At 42.4% G+C, this 16,887-nt stretch carries 21 protein-coding genes; 5 read left to right on the top strand and 16 right to left on the bottom strand.

The annotated features are described in order from the left end of the window. The first annotated feature begins 72 nt into the window (after positions 1-72). The 4 genes from B649_RS03120 to B649_RS03105 all read left to right on the top strand — a co-directional run bounded on the left by B649_RS03120 (position 73) and on the right by B649_RS03105 (position 4,106). Positions 73-1,488: a hypothetical protein gene (locus tag B649_RS03120; protein ID WP_015653051.1), complete on the top strand. Its 1,416-nt coding sequence runs from the start codon at positions 73-75 to the stop codon at positions 1,486-1,488. Positions 1,489-1,501: 13 nt separating this feature from the next. Further along, entirely contained in the window at positions 1,502-1,906 is a 405-nt protein-coding gene (gene msrB, locus B649_RS03115; protein ID WP_015653050.1) for a peptide-methionine (R)-S-oxide reductase MsrB, read from the top strand. Continuing rightward, the gene (locus B649_RS03110) at positions 1,906-2,439 is read left to right on the top strand and encodes a peptidylprolyl isomerase (protein WP_015653049.1); all 534 of its coding nucleotides are present in this window, start codon (positions 1,906-1,908) and stop codon (positions 2,437-2,439) included. The genes msrB and B649_RS03110 overlap by 1 nt, the downstream gene beginning before the upstream one ends. Before the next feature lie 185 nt (positions 2,440-2,624). After that, complete coding sequence (locus B649_RS03105) at positions 2,625-4,106, top strand: inorganic phosphate transporter (RefSeq protein WP_015653048.1); 1,482 nt, start codon at positions 2,625-2,627, stop codon at positions 4,104-4,106. Between the two features lie 222 nt (positions 4,107-4,328). Here B649_RS03105 and motB read toward each other — a convergent pair whose 3' ends face one another. From motB to B649_RS03025, 16 genes are all read right to left on the bottom strand, one after another. Beyond that, positions 4,329-5,180 carry a flagellar motor protein MotB gene (gene motB, locus B649_RS03100; RefSeq protein WP_015653047.1) on the bottom strand — a complete coding sequence of 284 codons (852 nt, stop codon included), beginning with the start codon at positions 5,178-5,180 and terminating at the stop codon, positions 4,329-4,331. A gap of 11 nt (positions 5,181-5,191) precedes the next feature. Beyond that, positions 5,192-5,965: a flagellar motor stator protein MotA gene (gene motA, locus B649_RS03095; RefSeq protein ID WP_015653046.1), complete on the bottom strand. Its 774-nt coding sequence runs from the start codon at positions 5,963-5,965 to the stop codon at positions 5,192-5,194. A gap of 103 nt (positions 5,966-6,068) precedes the next feature. Further along, positions 6,069-7,220, bottom strand: coding sequence for a cation:proton antiporter (locus B649_RS03090; protein WP_015653045.1), 1,152 nt, complete (start codon positions 7,218-7,220; stop codon positions 6,069-6,071). Between the two features lie 2 nt (positions 7,221-7,222). Continuing rightward, a complete protein-coding gene (folP, locus tag B649_RS03085) occupies positions 7,223-8,362 on the bottom strand; it encodes a dihydropteroate synthase (RefSeq protein WP_015653044.1) in 1,140 nt (379 codons plus the stop codon). Then, complete coding sequence (locus B649_RS03080; RefSeq protein WP_015653043.1) at positions 8,352-8,975, bottom strand: DNA polymerase III subunit delta'; 624 nt, start codon at positions 8,973-8,975, stop codon at positions 8,352-8,354. Before B649_RS03080 ends, folP begins: the two co-directional genes overlap by 11 nt. Next, entirely contained in the window at positions 8,962-9,510 is a 549-nt protein-coding gene (locus B649_RS03075) for a HobA family DNA replication regulator (protein ID WP_015653042.1), read from the bottom strand. Before B649_RS03075 ends, B649_RS03080 begins: the two co-directional genes overlap by 14 nt. After that, positions 9,510-10,721: an aspartate kinase gene (locus tag B649_RS03070; RefSeq protein WP_015653041.1), complete on the bottom strand. Its 1,212-nt coding sequence runs from the start codon at positions 10,719-10,721 to the stop codon at positions 9,510-9,512. Before B649_RS03070 ends, B649_RS03075 begins: the two co-directional genes overlap by 1 nt. Next, positions 10,721-11,191, bottom strand: a complete 471-nt coding sequence (locus tag B649_RS03065; RefSeq protein ID WP_015653040.1) for an RNA pyrophosphohydrolase — start codon at positions 11,189-11,191, stop codon at positions 10,721-10,723. The genes B649_RS03070 and B649_RS03065 overlap by 1 nt, the downstream gene beginning before the upstream one ends. Positions 11,192-11,347: 156 nt before the next feature. Next, entirely contained in the window at positions 11,348-12,124 is a 777-nt protein-coding gene (locus B649_RS03060; protein WP_041192385.1) for a transposase, read from the bottom strand. 11 nt (positions 12,125-12,135) lie between these two features. Further along, positions 12,136-12,633 (bottom strand): hypothetical protein, encoded by a 498-nt coding sequence (locus B649_RS12055; protein WP_015653038.1) that lies wholly within the window; start codon positions 12,631-12,633, stop codon positions 12,136-12,138. A gap of 12 nt (positions 12,634-12,645) precedes the next feature. Beyond that, positions 12,646-13,125 carry a DUF5625 family protein gene (locus B649_RS03050; RefSeq protein ID WP_291750926.1) on the bottom strand — a complete coding sequence of 160 codons (480 nt, stop codon included), beginning with the start codon at positions 13,123-13,125 and terminating at the stop codon, positions 12,646-12,648. Between the two features lie 17 nt (positions 13,126-13,142). Continuing rightward, complete coding sequence (locus tag B649_RS03045; protein ID WP_015653036.1) at positions 13,143-13,448, bottom strand: hypothetical protein; 306 nt, start codon at positions 13,446-13,448, stop codon at positions 13,143-13,145. Between the two features lie 157 nt (positions 13,449-13,605). Beyond that, complete coding sequence (locus tag B649_RS12050; protein ID WP_015653035.1) at positions 13,606-14,166, bottom strand: 2OG-Fe(II) oxygenase; 561 nt, start codon at positions 14,164-14,166, stop codon at positions 13,606-13,608. Between the two features lie 4 nt (positions 14,167-14,170). After that, positions 14,171-15,079: an HlyD family type I secretion periplasmic adaptor subunit gene (locus tag B649_RS03035; protein WP_015653034.1), complete on the bottom strand. Its 909-nt coding sequence runs from the start codon at positions 15,077-15,079 to the stop codon at positions 14,171-14,173. 74 nt (positions 15,080-15,153) lie between these two features. Further along, positions 15,154-15,423, bottom strand: a complete 270-nt coding sequence (locus B649_RS03030) for a hypothetical protein (protein ID WP_015653033.1) — start codon at positions 15,421-15,423, stop codon at positions 15,154-15,156. Beyond that, positions 15,420-15,692 (bottom strand): hypothetical protein, encoded by a 273-nt coding sequence (locus B649_RS03025; protein WP_015653032.1) that lies wholly within the window; start codon positions 15,690-15,692, stop codon positions 15,420-15,422. Before B649_RS03025 ends, B649_RS03030 begins: the two co-directional genes overlap by 4 nt. Before the next feature lie 97 nt (positions 15,693-15,789). Here B649_RS03025 and hemW point away from each other — a divergent pair, with 97 nt between their 5' ends. Beyond that, a complete protein-coding gene (gene hemW, locus B649_RS03020; protein WP_015653031.1) occupies positions 15,790-16,851 on the top strand; it encodes a radical SAM family heme chaperone HemW in 1,062 nt (353 codons plus the stop codon). The last annotated feature ends 36 nt before the right edge of the window (positions 16,852-16,887 follow it).

Here is a 16,887-nt window from a genome sequence, read left to right as displayed (position 1 = left end):
AAAATTCGTTATAATCGTTAGGATAAAAAAACTCTAATAACGATCTTCAGATTATACGAAAAGGTATCCTAAGTGTTCTTCTCTTTTTTAACACGCATTTTTTCGTCAAAACCTAAAGAGCCTATTCTCAATGATCCTGAAGATAATATTCCCCTAAAAATTTTTGTTATTAAAGAAGGGGGGAAATTCTTTCATGACTTTCAACTTTTTCATCAAAATAGCATCACCTCGATCGATACTCTTATTTTTCTCCCCCATTATGGTATCTTTTTTGGCAAAACACTTGAATGGAAGGCCTCTGAACTTGAAAATGCAACCGTAGAGCGCTCTTCAAAGCAGAGCAAACGCACTACCGCAACAAATTTAGAAGGGGTAGAGGCGAAAATACGCTCAAAGCTCGAAGATGTCCTCTCGTTTAATTTTACCCCGGTAGAGCGTTTCATTTGGATGAAACATCTTTCTGAAATAGAATTTGATGCACTGGACCCCTCTTTTCATGAATTGTTACCCAAAGAGCGCATTTTCTTCACGAATGAAACAGTCGAGTCGATTAGAACCAAACTCGATTCCATAGGTGAATATCATTCATCCCCCCTCTCAAGTGTTCAAATTATCGGTGCTTTAGCAACCCATACCTTTATTTTGCCAACCCCTGATTACCCTGCCGGTTCCATTCTATCTCCTCAGCAAAACCATTTTTTGATTTTGCCGCTTCAGGGGACGACAACATTGTACGGAGATTATGGAAGCGGAAAAAGCCTCCTCCTTATCCGTAAAGCGATCCTCATGCTCTTAACCAATCCCGAAGAGAAAATTGTCCTTCTGGCCCCGACGCTTTTGGCATCTGAATTATTGCGTGATGGATTCGTATCTTTGATGTACTACGGTGCGTTAAATATCGATTTGAATCGGATTATTTTTTCTCATCTCCCTGAAGAGTTTGATAACCTAAAAATGTACCAAGATGCCACTGCCATTTTTTGTGATGACAGCTATTTGATGGATGGCCGATTTATCAATGCTCTGAAACAAAAAATGGTTAATAAGATACTCCTCTTTTCATCCATAGCCGAAAATCCAGATTCCCAAACCAATATTCACTTGACCTATGGCTATCGCAACAAACCTTCTCACACAACCCTTGCTTGTACCGAGAAAGGGGTTCTTCCGGCCCTCTTATCTGAACTGCGCAAATATAGGGCGAATAAAGGAAAAGGGGTTATTCTCATACTTTCCGATGCTGCCTTTATCCCGCTTTATAAAGAACCGATTGATGAATATTTAGGGATTAATTCTCGTAGTTTAACCGTAAACTTTAGTCTTCAGTACCAAGATATGGAGGGTCTCATCATTACAACGGCCGACTGTCTGAGCGGGGTATCCGGTTCACATGTACTCCTTCTAACTTCGGAAGTTTCTGAAGATTACACCTATCCGCTAAGCCGTGCATCAGAAACAGCGACTATAATCACTTATTCAAATTCCTAACGGAGAATTTTCGATGTCAAAGATTATTAAAAGTGACGAAGAGTGGCGTGCCCTCCTCTCAAACGAAGCCTATCAAGTTGCACGGCAGCATGGAACAGAACGAGCTTTTAGCGGAGAGTATGCTGCGTTCAAAGGTGATGGTATCTATACCTGTGTGTGCTGCGGCACACCTTTATTTGATTCTACCGCTAAATTTGACTCAGGTACAGGATGGCCGAGTTATGATCGTCCTATTACCCCTAATGCCCTCGAAGAAAAACGTGACTCCAACCATGGTATGGTCCGTGTCGAAGTGCTATGCGCAACATGCGATGCTCATTTGGGACACGTTTTCCCTGACGGTCCAAGCACTACGGGCTTACGCTATTGTATCAATTCCGTTTGTCTCAACTTTATCCCACGTTCACAGGAGTCTTAATGCGATTACTACTTACCTTATTGTTGGCAGCAACTCTCTCTTTTGCCGCTTCCCACCCGAAAGTTCTACTTCAAACCACACAAGGTGATCTCACCTTGGAACTTTATGAAGATGTAGCCCCAATGGCGGTTGAGAACTTTACAACGCACGTTAAAAACGGCTATTACAACGGTCTTATCTTTCACCGTATCATCAAAAATTTTATGGTTCAAGGGGGTGATCCGACCGGTACCGGTATGGGTGGCGAGTCTGTTTGGAAAAAACCCTTTAAAGATGAATTTAAATCGGGTGTCGTATTTGATAACGCCGGTATTTTAGCGATGGCAAATTCCGGTCCACGCACCAATGGAAGTCAGTTTTTTATCACGACTGCCCCGACACCATGGCTCAACGGATACCACACCATCTTCGGACGTGTCGTATCCGGAATGGATACGCTAGGAAAACTCAATAACGTTCAGACCAACGGTCAACGCAGCGGTGACAAACCGCTCCAACCTCAAAAAATCATTAAAGCTACTTTGCTCCCGTAAAAAACACGCTTCTCACTAAATCTCCAACTTGGCCTCTTTTGAGGCAAAGTCAACCTTCTTAGCAATACATAAAGTGTTCTCAAAGAGATAAATAGGCATAATTTGTAATCATTTCGTAATCTTTTGGTAACGGTTTTGTAATAAAATTCCGCCCTTGATTTACAATTTTAATGAATGGAGTATTCATGTTCTCTCGTGACAACCTCTTTTTCGGCGGTATTTTTGTCATTATGACCGCTGTTTTTATGGTTTGGGGATTTAATTATCTCGAAAACAACCATACCCTTTTCATCCTTGCTACCCTTTTTGGGATTTTTATGGCATTTAACATTGGCGGAAATGACGTTGCCAACTCGTTTGGTACCAGCGTCGGGGCTAAAACGCTCACCGTCAAACAAGCGTTGATGATTGCAGCCATCTTCGAACTCGGCGGAGCAATGCTCGCCGGTGCCGAAGTTACCAATACGATCCGAAAAGGGATCGTGGATATCTCAGTAATGGATTTCGATCCGATGCTACTCGTTTTTGTCATGATGGGTTCACTCCTCTCAGCGGGAACATGGCTTCTTTACGCAACGTTTAAAGGCTATCCGGTCTCTACAACTCATGCAATTATCGGAGGGATTCTAGGGGGCTCTATCGCTCTTGGATACGTGACGATGGAAGTGGGAGAATCGGTTTTCGGTCTCGTTCACTGGGATCAAGTCACCAAAATTGCTATCAGCTGGGTCGTTTCTCCGATTCTTGGAGGGATAGCTTCGTACGGGATCTATTGGTATCTGAAAAAAAATATCCTTGATTACAATGATAATGTTCAAGCTCATATCGATGATATTAAAGGACAAATTAGCGCATTGAATGCCTCTCACAATGAAGCAACCGCTACTCCGGAAGAGAAAGCGCGTTATGAAGAACAGGTGCATGAGCTGAATCGTCTTAAGAAAAAACAAAACGCATTTTATGCCCTTCGTACCCATGCTCCGATTGTTGCCGCATTCGGTACGGCGATGATTGCGGGAATGCTTCTCTTTAAAGGACTCAAAAATGCCAATTTGGGTCTCAATGATGCCCAAATCTATATGTTATTGGCAGTTCTTTCAACTCTCATGTACGGTGTTGTTTATGCTATCATCAAAGTAATGCACAAAGACACACCGCACAAAGCGACCATGCGTGTTTTCAGCATGCTCCAAGTTCTCACCGCATCCTCGTTTGCCTTCAGTCACGGGGCAAATGATATCGCAAATGCAATCGGGCCGTTTGCCGCAATCATCGATATATTAGCCACAGGTCAAATTAATGCCGAATCACCGGTCCCTTTTATTGCCATGGCAACCTTCGGTGTTGCATTAGTAGCAGGACTCTGGTTTATCGGTAAAGAGGTTATCGACACCGTCGGAAGCCGAATTACCGAAATCTTTCCGGTCACCGGCTTTGCCGCAGAGCTAGGAGCAACGTTGGTTATCTTATTTGCAACCGTTTTAGGAATTCCAGTCTCTTCAACCCATATTCTCGTTGGAGCGGTCATCGGTATCGGTATGCTCAATCGTGATGCTAACTGGAAATTAATGAAACCGATCGCAATGGCGTGGGTTATTACACTCCCTGTTGCCGGTATTTTAGCTGCACTCTTTTTCTTTATCCTCAAAGTGGTATTTGGCTACTAAGCCAAATACTTCTCACTTAACTCTTCTCTACTTCGTCTCTTACTTTACATACATTCCACTGATGTTGAATGACAAGTGCAAAGTAAATCAAGAGACTTTTCCATCATCCAACAGCTGATTCATTCTTTACAAACCATCATGTTGCACACGGTTCAGCATCATAAATTGTATCTTAGATCCCGTATCAAGTACGGGATGACGGAGAAAGAAATCTAGAATAAATTATTTTTGAAGTTTGCTCAGCGCATCGAGGATATTATTTTGTTTCGTTTTATCAAGCGGTGTTTCATTGGAAACAAACATGTAAAACTCTACTCGTCTATTTTTCGCACGATTTTTTTCATTGGTATTCTCAGCAAGAGGTTTGGCTGAGCCAAAACCTGCTGTCGAGAGGCGTTCAGCACTTACACCGTTACGGATCAGTTCACGCATCACCGTCTCAGCTCTCTTGCTGGAGAGTTCAATATTGTCTCGATAAGGAGAACCTTGCGGGAGAGGCTGATTATCAGTATACCCTCGCACCGAAATATCGACACTTTCTGGAAGGGTATCGATGATTAATGCAACCCGTCGAATAAACAAATGCATCTCTTCATCATCGATTGTGGCATTGGCTCCGCTAAAAGGGATAGAAGCAGGAAGTTTTAACAACACACCGTCCATCATCTGATCAAGTGGCCCTTCTCCACCGCCCATTGATATATTCTTCAACTCTTGCTGGATTTTGCTGACAGAATCCAAAACCTCTTCTTGCTTGCTCTCCTCTCCCATCAAGACAGCCCCGCCCTGCTCCGTCAGCGCCTTACCGCTCGGGTTTCCACTCGCATCAGGATCAGGGTTTTTACTATCAGGAACCATCTCTTGGACAGGATTGATACGCTCAGCGACCGGTGCATAATCGTAAATTTTAACGAACTCTTCTTTGACCGCTTTGAGTTTCTCTTTATTAACCGACGCGATAGCGTACAAGGCGATGAAAAGTGCGAGGAGAAGACTGAAAAAGTCGGCGGTGGGAACCGCCCACTTTTCACATGCTTCACACGTTGGACACTTTTTAGCTTTCTTTTTTGACATTTAAGCGTCCATCAGTTAAATTGGCTGTGCTTTTCTTCAGCAGGAGAAAGGTAGTTTAGTAATTTAGCTTCAAGAGTACGAGGGTTATCACCGTGAATGATTCCGACAATTCCTTCTAACATCAATTTTTGCTCTTTTACTATATGGTGCGATTTCGCGATCATTTTTCTCCCCCATGGTCCTAACATTACATAGGAAGAGAAAATACCCGTAACCGTTGCCGTAAATGCCCCGGCGATACCTTTTGCCATTTCTGCGGGGTTATCGAGTTTTTGAAGCGCAAGAATAAGTCCTAAAACCGCCCCGATAAGTCCCATAACGGGAGATGTTTCCCCTGCAAGAATCCAATAATGTCCGCAACTGTGATAGTAATGTTCTGTCTCTTCGATCACCAATTCTAACGTTTCTACGATGGTATCGACCTCATTACCGTCAACCGCCATACTAAGACCCTGCTTCAGAAACTCATTGTCGATCTGAGCTACTTTTTGCTCCAAAGATAAAAGACCGTCTCGACGTGCAAGTGTTGATAATTCGATAATCTCTTTTATTCTCGCGTGTAAATCAACCGAACTATTTTTGAATACGATAGGACCAAGATTTTTAAAAGCCCCTTTAACATGTTCAACATCCGTAGAAACTGCTGCCGCTGCCATTGCCGTAGGGAAAATAACGATCAATGAAGCTAAGTGGATAATATGAAGCGGATTTCCTCCATCAATAATATCCCCCGTCGAAATCGACGCAACAGCTATAAACATACCTAAAACAACCGTTAAATCCACGTGACTCCTTCTCGTTTAGGGTAATTATCATGCATCCTTGCAATTACCGTAATTGTTATCATCGATTGTACCTTGTTTTCACTAAAATTCAATCTTGAAAGCTCTATTTTTTGTTAAATAAAGTATACAATATTTTAATCAGTAGCATCAAGAATATTCCGCTTCCCATACTCGCTACGATAAACGCATAATATTCATCATGCGTAATCGCATTAGCCTGATACCCTAATGTTGCAATGGCAACCGTAAATGTTAACGGCATCGAATCGCTCAATGAGAACAAAATAGTATTTTTCAATCCCAAATATCCACCATAGGCAATCAATGAACTGATGAGACGAATACCGATGATCGCACTGGCGATAAAAAGTGCCAATTCTAAAATTTGGACATCCGTGAATGCATCCAATGCAAGCGTTGAGCCGACGTGGATAAAGAATATTGGAACCAAAAATCCAAATCCGAACGAGGAAAGTTTTTCGGGCAGTTCGGTTTTGTGTTTGAAATAGGTAGCGATAAGCATCCCCGCCAAAAATGCTCCTAATACAACATCAATTTTAAGATACAGCATCACTGCCACCATGATAAACATGAGCGCCATAGAGAAACGGATATCCTGATCTTTTCCGTCTTCATGAGGCATTATGAGCGTTTTTAAACTCGGATACCACCAAAATAAGATTCGAACCCCCCGAAAAAAGAGGACAAATCCGATCAAGAATAAAAAGAGACCTCCGAGGGTAAAGGCGAATTCGCGGTTATACCCATGCTCTAACCCGCCGCTGAGAATCGTCAAAGCCATGATACTGACCAATTCACCGATAATCCCGATATTCAAGGCCAAGGCAAGCCATGGCTGATTTTTGCCGTACTCTTTTACCAAAGCCATCAGCATTCCGAGTGAAAAAATAGGAAATGCCACAAGATAAACGGCACTCAAATCAAGATATAAGAAGAGTCCGAGCGAGCACCCGTACAGCAGGGTAAAATAGATAATAGTACGGCGCAGGAGTGAGGATTTTGCAAAACCGAACTCTTTGAGATTAACCTCCATACCCGCAAGAAACATCAGGTATAAAAACCCTACTTTTGCAATGATTTTAAAGAGCTCGTTTTCAACCAAAAATCCAAAATATCCGGCAAGACTTCCCAACATAATTTCGACAACTACCACCGGTATTTTCGTAACACGGGATAAGAAAGGAGAAAGCATTACCAGTAAAGACAAGGTAATAATAACGACCGTATTGCTCATATTTATCCTCGCATCGCTTTCCAGATTTTAATCGCTTGTACATGCTCTTTTACATCATGCACCCGTACAATCGAAGCACCCTCTTCGATCGCTTTGAGATGGATGGCGACACTTCCCGCCAAACGCTCATCACTCTCTGAGGGGGAGATTGCATCGATCATTGATTTACGGCTGGCACCAACCAGCAGTTGTTTGCCCAAACGCAAAAAATGGCGTTGATGGGTGATTAGGGCAAGATTATCTTCCAAACGTTTTCCAAAACCGATTCCGCAGTCTAGTATAATCTCTTTAATTCCAAAGGACTCCGCTTTCTCAATCCGTTCACGGAAAAAGAGTTCAACTTCAGCAATTACCGACAAATAGGCCGGGTTCTCTTGCATACTCTTCGGACTACCCTGCATGTGCATAATCACAGCCGTTGCCCCGTAGCTTCCGCACAATCGTGCTACCTCATCGTTGGCTAGACCCGTAATGTCATTGATAATATGAAATCCCCTCTCCAGTGCGTAGTGGACGACCATGGGCTCATAACTGTCCAGACTCAGACGGGTCTTGTCATAAAAACGCTGCTCATACAGTGCGTCAATGATCGGACGGACACGAGAAAGCTCTTCTTCCGCACTCACTGCTACAGACCCCGGACGGCTCGATACACCGCCTAGATCAATAATATCGGCACCTTCACTAATCATCGTCTCAATACGTTCAAGCGCGTAAGATCCTTGAAAACGACTCGCATGATAAAAGCTGTCATCATTCGCGTTGAGAATTCCCATAATAGCAATATTTTTCTCACGTTTCAAATGACAAAAACTCTCCAATTCTGATGAGAGTTGTTTTAATCCAAACGGTTGAGCTTTCTCTTTTTTTACCAGCTGCTGCAACTGCCGCTCGGTAGCGATCAAAAGTACATCTACCTGAGGAATCGATGCCGTTACCGTACCACGAGGAACCGCTACATCGGCACCGATACTGAGCGCATCTTGCTTGAGGATATTGGCGGCACCCACATGCAGATCACGAATACGAATCAGATGCAGTTCCCCTTTATCCTCTAAAATCGATACCCCGCCGCCATCTACACCGAGATGTTTAAGCTCACGCTGCAGGTCAATGGCATTGGAGAGTTTTTCAACGACCACGTTTAATCTCGCGGGTAAAATTCATCAATACCATTACCAATACACTTTGAAAACGGCTGTTCAACTCGATCAAACGGAGCGCTTTTTCAAATCCTTCGAGTTGCGCCGTGGTAAGGGAAAGTTTTTCACCATGAATTGCCTGATGCATTAACTGCTCAATCAACGCCTTGGCTTCATGTTTTTTAAGGCGATCATGCGCTTTAACAAAGGTAAACAACCCTGCAAGATCGAGATTTTTCAACACAATCGGAAGGATTTCGTAAGTACGTTCAGCATGCTCTTGCGTAAGACTCAAACGAGAACGAACCGTTGGCAAAAACGTACTTTTATTGGGGGCAAGGAGGATAAAAACAATATTTCGAGGGGGCTCTTCGAGAATTTTCAAAAGGGCATTTTGGGCAGGAACGGTAAAACTCTTGGCTCCGAGGATAAGGGTTTTGGTATCCTCTTCGCTTCGATACGCTTCGGCTATAACCTCTTTGGCATCTTCAATTTTAAAATCATCACGCATAAAGGTGATGCAGCGCAGAGGGTATCGAGATGCTTCGATCTGGCGTGCTCGCTCTTCCATTTCTGCAGTGATGAGGATGCCGCCCCTCTCATTCGCGAACATTAATCTCCCCAAACAGTACTGCACCGAGCGTTTTATCAAAAAGACGGTAAAGCTGCAAAAGTTTGATATCGATAAGTTCATCGTGAGAGCGTAAAACTAAAGCATTTTGAAACCGCTCATCCATAATCCATAACAGAGAGTTGGCATTACGTTTGGCGATATCGGCACGACGATCATCCCCGCGACCGATATACCAAAAGAAATACTCCCCCTTAAAAGTAATATCCAGCATATCACTCAGCATATCGATCGACTCTCCGCCGCTGATATGATCATAATGCGGATAAAGGGCATCGATACAAACGATAGGGATCATCGGACGCTCTTGAGAGCGTTTATTTAAAGAAGAGGTGATGTAATGGGAAAACCATTTACGATCATGATCGGTAATGAGGACGATACTTTTCCCCCCCATCATTTGATCCATGGCATTAGCGATAGGAGGAGTCCATTCGAAGCGCTGTTCTTCGAACCAGCTCATCGATGCCCCTACGGAGCGGATCGATTCTAATGTCCACTGATCAAATTTGCGCACTACTTGTCCAACGCGTAAGCACTGTGTAGTGATCTAACCGCTAATTCTGCGTATTTTTCATCAATTACCATCGATACTTTGATCTCTGACGTAGAGATCATCATGATGTTGATGTTCTCACGTGCCATTGTTTGAAATGCTTTAGCCGCAACTCCCGTATGCGATTTCATCCCAACACCGACAATGGAGACTTTACAAATATTTTCATCGTACGAAGCTTCACTGATCTCATCTTCGGCAATAAACGTTTCAACCACTTTTTTCGCATCCAAAAGTTCAGTTTTAGGGACAGTAAAATCGAGATTCGTTTTACCGTCATGTCCCGAAGTTTGGATAATCATGTCAATATTCACACTGTTGTCGGCCAAACGGGTAAAGATATCCGAAGCAATTCCGGGGCGGTCAATTACGCCGCTCAAAGATACGCGTGCCTGATTTTTATCGAGTGCGATACCGCTGACAAGTGGTTTTTCCATAATATTCTCTTCCTTTGTGATAAGTGTCCCTTCCGCATCGCTAAAGCTGGAACGGGTTACGAGGTTAACGTTTAATTTTTTAGCGAGTTCAACGGAACGGTTTTGAAGCACTTTTGCTCCGAGTGATGCGAGTTCCAACATCTCGTCGTAACTGATTTTATCCATTTTACGCGCTTTAGGCTCGATACGCGGATCGGTAGTATAAATGCCGTCAACATCGGTATAAATTTCGCATAAATCCGCTTGAAGTGCCCCTGCGAGAGCAACGGCAGAGAGGTCCGATCCTCCGCGTCCGAGCGTTGTCACCTGACCACGCTCGCTCACCCCTTGGAATCCGGCGACAACAATGACTTTGCCCTGTGCGAGTTCAGCATGCATTGTGGACGGATCAATACTTTCAATCCGTGCTTTGGTATGGACAGCGTCGGTAACAATACCGGCACGACGACCGCTCATAGAAGTGGCACTGTGTCCCATAGCATTGAGTGCAATGGAGAGTAACGCAGCCGTTACCCGCTCGCCTGAGCTCAGAAGCATATCAACTTCGCTTCGCTCAGGGGTAGCGGTATAATGTTCCGCATACGCAATAAGTTTGTTGGTTTCACCGCTCATAGCCGATACAACGACTACAACCTGATGTCCCTCTTTAAGTGTTCGCGAGACACGGTTGGCAACGTTTTGGATTCGTTCCAAATCGCCGACACTGGTTCCGCCAAATTTTTGCACAATTAGCATTACAGATACCCCTTGGTTCTAAAATGAGAAATAACACGTTCATAGACCGGTTTTTTAAAATGGGCAATATTACTCAACAGCTCATCAATCTTGACAAATCGGTACGCCTTGAATTCAGGATGCTTAGTATTCAAATCGATTTTAGCCCCTTGTTTTAGGCGTACTAAAAAATAGCGCTGTTTTTGTCCCGCATACGGAGCCATTTTAGCAGCTACATGAGTAGGAAAATCATAGGCAATCCACTCAGGATATTCGGCAATGATCTCTACTTTTTTGGTACCGATCTCTTCCTCAAGCTCCCGAAAAAGTGCTTCTTCAGCCGATTCGCCTTCATCAATTCCCCCTTGAGGGAATTGCCATACCCCTTCCAAATCACTCCGCTCGGCGATAAAGATATCTTGGACTTCAGGATACTCGTGAGAGACAATAATCGCCGCCACATTCGGTCGGTAGAACTTATTTTCGGTCATTCGCCATCTTTTAATTTAATGTTGTCCTAAAGCTTTTCGCACATCTACGAAAGAATTCTTTATTTTGGAGGGGTATTGTAAACTATTCGCCATTAAAAATACTATAATCCGCGTATGCTTTTATATATTCATATCCTTTTCCACAAGGGTCAGGCGTTAAATATTAATTATCTCTAAACTTTTTTTTACCATCTGTGAAACACGTGCTCTTGAAATATCAAGATGACGTGCGATTTGAGCCTGTGTGTATCCATCAGCTAACGCTTCAGCTATTGCGTTATCCCTTAAAACAGTAGTCTTGATATTTTTAAAATGATTATTAAGTGATTTTGTATAAGCAAGACTTTTCACATCCTCATTGAATACAACTTTTTGTTTTTCAATTGCTTGTAGTCTTCCAATATCTTCTTCATTAAGTGATACTCCTACAAATTGATCAATATCTTTAATCTCATCAATTAATTTGGAATGTACTGCACATTCGATGAGTGTCGTTTTATTTTTTATTGCCCGTAATAACGTATAGGGATACTCTCCAACACTTTGCGCCATCCCTGCTTCTATAGGATTTTGTTCGATATATTTTACCAAAGTATAAAAATACTCATCACTGTTGATATAGCGGGAATAAAACCGTCCTTGCCAAAAATGACCGCTTCGTTTATATTTTTTGTTCACATAAATAGCGTAATTGCTATTGATATGTTTCATAAACAAAGAGAGGTTTTCCAGCTCACACTCAACCAAAAGATGATAATGATTACTCATCAGACAATAATCATGAAGAATAACTCTATAATTTTTACACGCTTTACACACAATCATTAAAAACATCTCATAATCGTCATCACACATGTAAATATCAGATTTATTGACACCTCTGTTGATAATATGATGAAATCCACTAAGCTCTATTCTAGGTCTTCTTGGCATTTTCTAACCTTTTATTTTTGGTATTCTAGCGTATTAATATTTAACGCCTGACCCGTATTTGTAAATAAGTATTTGTAAAGTGCAGCATCCGCATCGTCGGCGTTCTTTGTCGGCCATATTTGTCCCTCAAAATCGCTTGGATTAAGTCCGATGATGTTTAGTGCTTTCCATGTGTAGTCGATACAGCTGTTACTTGTTCCTATGTAGAAACTGCTGAAATCAAAAGGGTGACCGTTGAGATTTTCAAGATTTCCAAACTGTTGTAATTTTATATACTGATTATAATCGATTACGATTGTACCTGTATAATACGTACTGCCATAGTTTACATCATCATCTGGTTTGATTTCTCCTGCCCATACTGGCATGCTATCTTTTGCGGGAGCAAATCCAAAAGATAAAGGAGTTCCTCCATCCGATATCGAATACCACATATGACCAGTTAGAGATGTGTCGTTGTCATGATATATTGTTCCGTTTGCTGCTATTTTTACTGTGATTGTATACATAATTTTTTCCTTTTATTTCGTTTTGTAATAGCCGATTGCTACTTCTACGTTTAACTCTGCCAACTCTGGATAATCCTCTACGGTTTCAACTTTGATGTGATATTTAGCACCTTCTTGAAGCTTGAATTCATTAATTTCTCTACTTGAATAAGTTCTTCCAAGTGAATTTGTATAATAAATTTTATCAACCACAATGCTCGTGCCAGTTTTTTCATATTTCAGCACAGTAAGTTTAATTGGGAAAATTGGGAATGCTTTATGTCTCCCAAAATATTTCTCGATAATTTCCCCATACCTATCTCCGCCTATTTTTTGTTTTCTATAGTCATAGTACAACTCTACATACACAGAATACTTCTCATCAATCCGAATATCCGTCTCGGCAACATTTCCCGCCTTACTCAAATCGATAGCCATTGTATGACGCGGTGTCGGCGTAGAGTCAAACAAATCCCCAAACCACCCCGCATGTAAAAAACTCATTAGTGCCATTGTGATTACTCCTATTTTTAGCATGGTGATTCCTCGCTGATGTTGTTAATCGATATGACTTTGCCGTGTTGAAACTCGACTTGAAAGGTCTGTACCCCTTTTTCGGGATACTGGGTAGCGTTTTGGAAGGTCATCCAGATTTGGGAGTTGTCAGGTTGTGTTGCTTGGGTTTTAATGATGATATTTGGGTCTGTGTCTTTGTCCCATACCTCTTCATCGGCTATGACTCTGTAAAAATATGCTCCCCCTGCTAAACTTGCCTCAATAGTATTCATCCCTAGAGTGATTTGCTTTTTGGATAGTGATTGTGTTGTTGTTTTCATTTAGGCTACCTCTCTTTCAAAATTATTCCCCTACCACTCCGCCATAAACGCATCGAACTGCGTGGCAACCTTGGTGATATCAGCTGCGTACTCTACCCCCATCGCTCTGAGGGTATTCCTATCTTCCATTTTCATTTTTCTTCCCCTTTTTTGATTTTTATTTATAATGCAAAAGCGTCCCGACGATGTATTTCGGGCTTCCTCGGATGATCGGTTTGGCTTGATGCAGCCATCCCCACATCGGAGGAAACATGATCAGCCTCCCCGGTTTGGGCTTCGCCATAATCTGTAGTTGCGGAAAGTCGGTCTCACCGCCTATAAAATCATCATTTAGATAGAAAAATACGACCAAAAATCGTCTCGCCGAGTCATGGTCAGTGACGTCCACGTGAGTATCGAAACGATCATCCCCGCCGGGCTGATAGCGTTTCATCCGTATCTGCTCGAATGTATAATCACTCAGCCATTGATGCGGCTCGATCTTGTTATCTTCTTTGTAACGCTCGATTGCTTCACGGAATAAATGGCTGAGAAATATGACATCATCACGAAAGATTTCGTGTTGATAGAGGTTGATCTGCGTAAAACGCATCTGCCACTCATCATACGTATTTCGCACATTATGGTGACACTGTGAATTTGTCTCGAATCGCTCGATCAAATCTTGACAGTAGTTTTTACTTAAAACATCGTCGTATATACTGATATAGTGGTGCATTTTCTTACCTTACACTGAGCCCTTCATCGAGATATTTGATCATCGGGTAGATAAAGAACTCGATCACTCTGCGTTTACCGACTTTGAGTTCTGCCGTGACGCTCATCCCCGGATGGATGGAGAGGGTTTTTCCTTCCCCTTTGAGCGTCAGATTAGAAGGTGCGATGGCGATCTCATAGACAGGCCCGAGTTTTTCATCGTCTATCGCATCATCGGCGATGTGTTTGACCTCTCCGTGGATGAGTCCGTATTTTTGGAAATCGAACGTATCGATCTTCACCGCCGCTTCCATCTTCTTGGTCACGAAACCGATGTCTTGGTTTTGTACAGTCGCTTTTATGATGAGGGGGACACCTTTGGGGATTAGAGTTAGGAGTTTTTCAGCTGGGGTAACGACTCCTCCTACGGTGTGGACGAGAAGTTTTTCGATATAGCCATCTACGGGAGCGATGATCTGCTGTTTGGCGTTACGAAACTGGGTTGTTTCCACTTCGGTACGCAGAGACGTTGCCTCTTTGGACTTTTGGGTAAGTTCGGCTAAGAGTTTGTTGCGGTACTCTTGGGTGATGAGGCGGAGCTGTTGGTTGAGCTCGTTTAGTTTACCCTGAGATTGGGCGATAACGTGCTCTTTCATGGTGAGTTGTTCTTGGTACTCTATCCGTTGGTTCTGTGCTTCGATGTAGTCGCGTTTGGCGATAATGTCGAGTACCTCTTTGAGACGGGCTTCGTGATCTTTTGCGGAGGTGAGAAGCTGTTTGAGTCTGCTTTTATCCGCTTTTGCCGCTTCGGTCGCTTCATCGTTCTGGCGAATCTGCTCTTGGAGGACTTGGCGTTGTTGATCGTAGGCGAGTTTACCTGAGGTGTACATCATCTGCTGGGTGGCGATGGCGGCGGTCTCTTGGAAATAAGGCAAACTATGTATCTCATTTTTTATCCCAAAAGGCAGAAAACCTATTTTTGATAAATTATAACGAAATAAATTTCAAATCAAATCTTCAACTCCACTTTTCCATGTGCATAGTTATGGATCAATGCTTGGATGATATTTTGGTACGATATTCCTATGTCTTTTGCCCGTTGTTTGACAAAATCCAAATCGGATTGCTTCATATTGATCGTAATCTGCTTCTTTTGGTTGAGATAATCGAGAGAATCGGCTGCCGTTTTTTTGATTTGTTCATTATCAAACGGGACATGCTCGATTTCACCTTTTTCCAACGCATCTAATAACTCTTTTTCTTCTAAGTCGTATTTCATGATTCATCTCCTCTGTAGTGTTTATGTAGTTTTCGACTGGGGATAATATTTTTGAGAAAAATATCATCTCCATCCCTCACATAGGGGATATAATGGATATACCCGCCTAAAGATATGACGTATATGTATTGGTTCGGATATTTATCACTCAAAGGGTGTTTATAATGATCAACTGCCCCCTCTTTCGACAATACCTCTAAAACCTCTTCGAAGCTATAACCTCTGGTTGCTTTTAGAATACTGTTTTTATCTTCATTCCATTTATACATATACAACCTTTTCCATATCTAAGCATTATATGAGCAATATATTTAATATAAAATAAATTCCTAAACTTCTATAGGAGTCACAATGCTATAATGGCACATGCTTTTATATATTCATATCCCTTTTTGCGATAGCAAATGTTCTTACTGTGCGTTTAACTCTTATGTCGATAAATTTTCATTGCGTGAAGCGTACATGAATTCCCTTCTCCACCAGCTCAAAACTGAGCTACACCGTTTTAACGTCAGTGCTTCAAACCCTATCGAAAGTGTATTTATCGGCGGAGGAACTCCCTCTACGGTAGAGCCCTCACTTTATCATCCTTTATTCGAAATGATTGATCCTTATTTGGTAAAAAATTGCGAAATCACCTCCGAAGCCAACCCAAACAGCGCGACTCGAACATGGCTAGAGGGGATGTTTGAGCTGGGAGTCAACCGCATTAGCTTCGGTGTACAGAGTTTTAATAATGAAAAACTCAAAATACTCGGACGTGCGCATAACACTCTCCATGCCCTGCAAGCAATCCGTACCGCCTCCGCCATCGGATTTAAACATCTCAGTATCGATCTGATCTATGGTGTTCGAGGCGATACCAAAGAGCTTTTGAAATCCGATATTTCCCAAGCATTTGTTCTCCCCATCGATCATATCAGTCTCTATGCCCTAACAATCGAAGAGGAGACCGCGTTTGAAAAAACACCGGAAATTGCTCAAGAAGAGTTGGAGCTTACCCAATGGCTCTTTCGTGAAATCACCGCAAAAGGGTTTGAACAATACGAAATCTCGAATTTTGGGAAATACCGCTCACATCATAATATCGGATATTGGGAGCACAAACCTTATATCGGTCTAGGCTCCGGGGCCGTCGGATTTTTAGACCATCGACGCTATTATCCCGGCACCAATGTCGAGCACTATATTCAAAACCCTTGTGAGCATACCACCGAAGAGATTACCAAAGAAGCACTGATCAGCGAAAAACTGTTTTTAGGTTTTCGCAGTTGTGTCGGAGTAGATGCTGCCATTCTCAACGACAAACAAAAAGTTCAAGCGGATATCCTCGTCGAAGAAGGGATGCTCTTTCACCGTCATGGTCGCTATTTTAACGGTGATTTTTTACTTGCTGATGAAATTGCATTGAGGGTAGAAGGGTTTTAAACTTTCTTTGGGTAAAATCCCAGATTATACAAAATA

Origin of the sequence: Candidatus Sulfuricurvum sp. RIFRC-1 (assembly GCF_000310245.1) — a bacterium.
In the GTDB taxonomy this organism is placed as follows: domain Bacteria; phylum Campylobacterota; class Campylobacteria; order Campylobacterales; family Sulfurimonadaceae; genus Sulfuricurvum.
The sequence above is the reverse complement of the archived record's forward strand: the minus strand, read 5'-3'. Positions and strand labels throughout refer to the sequence as shown.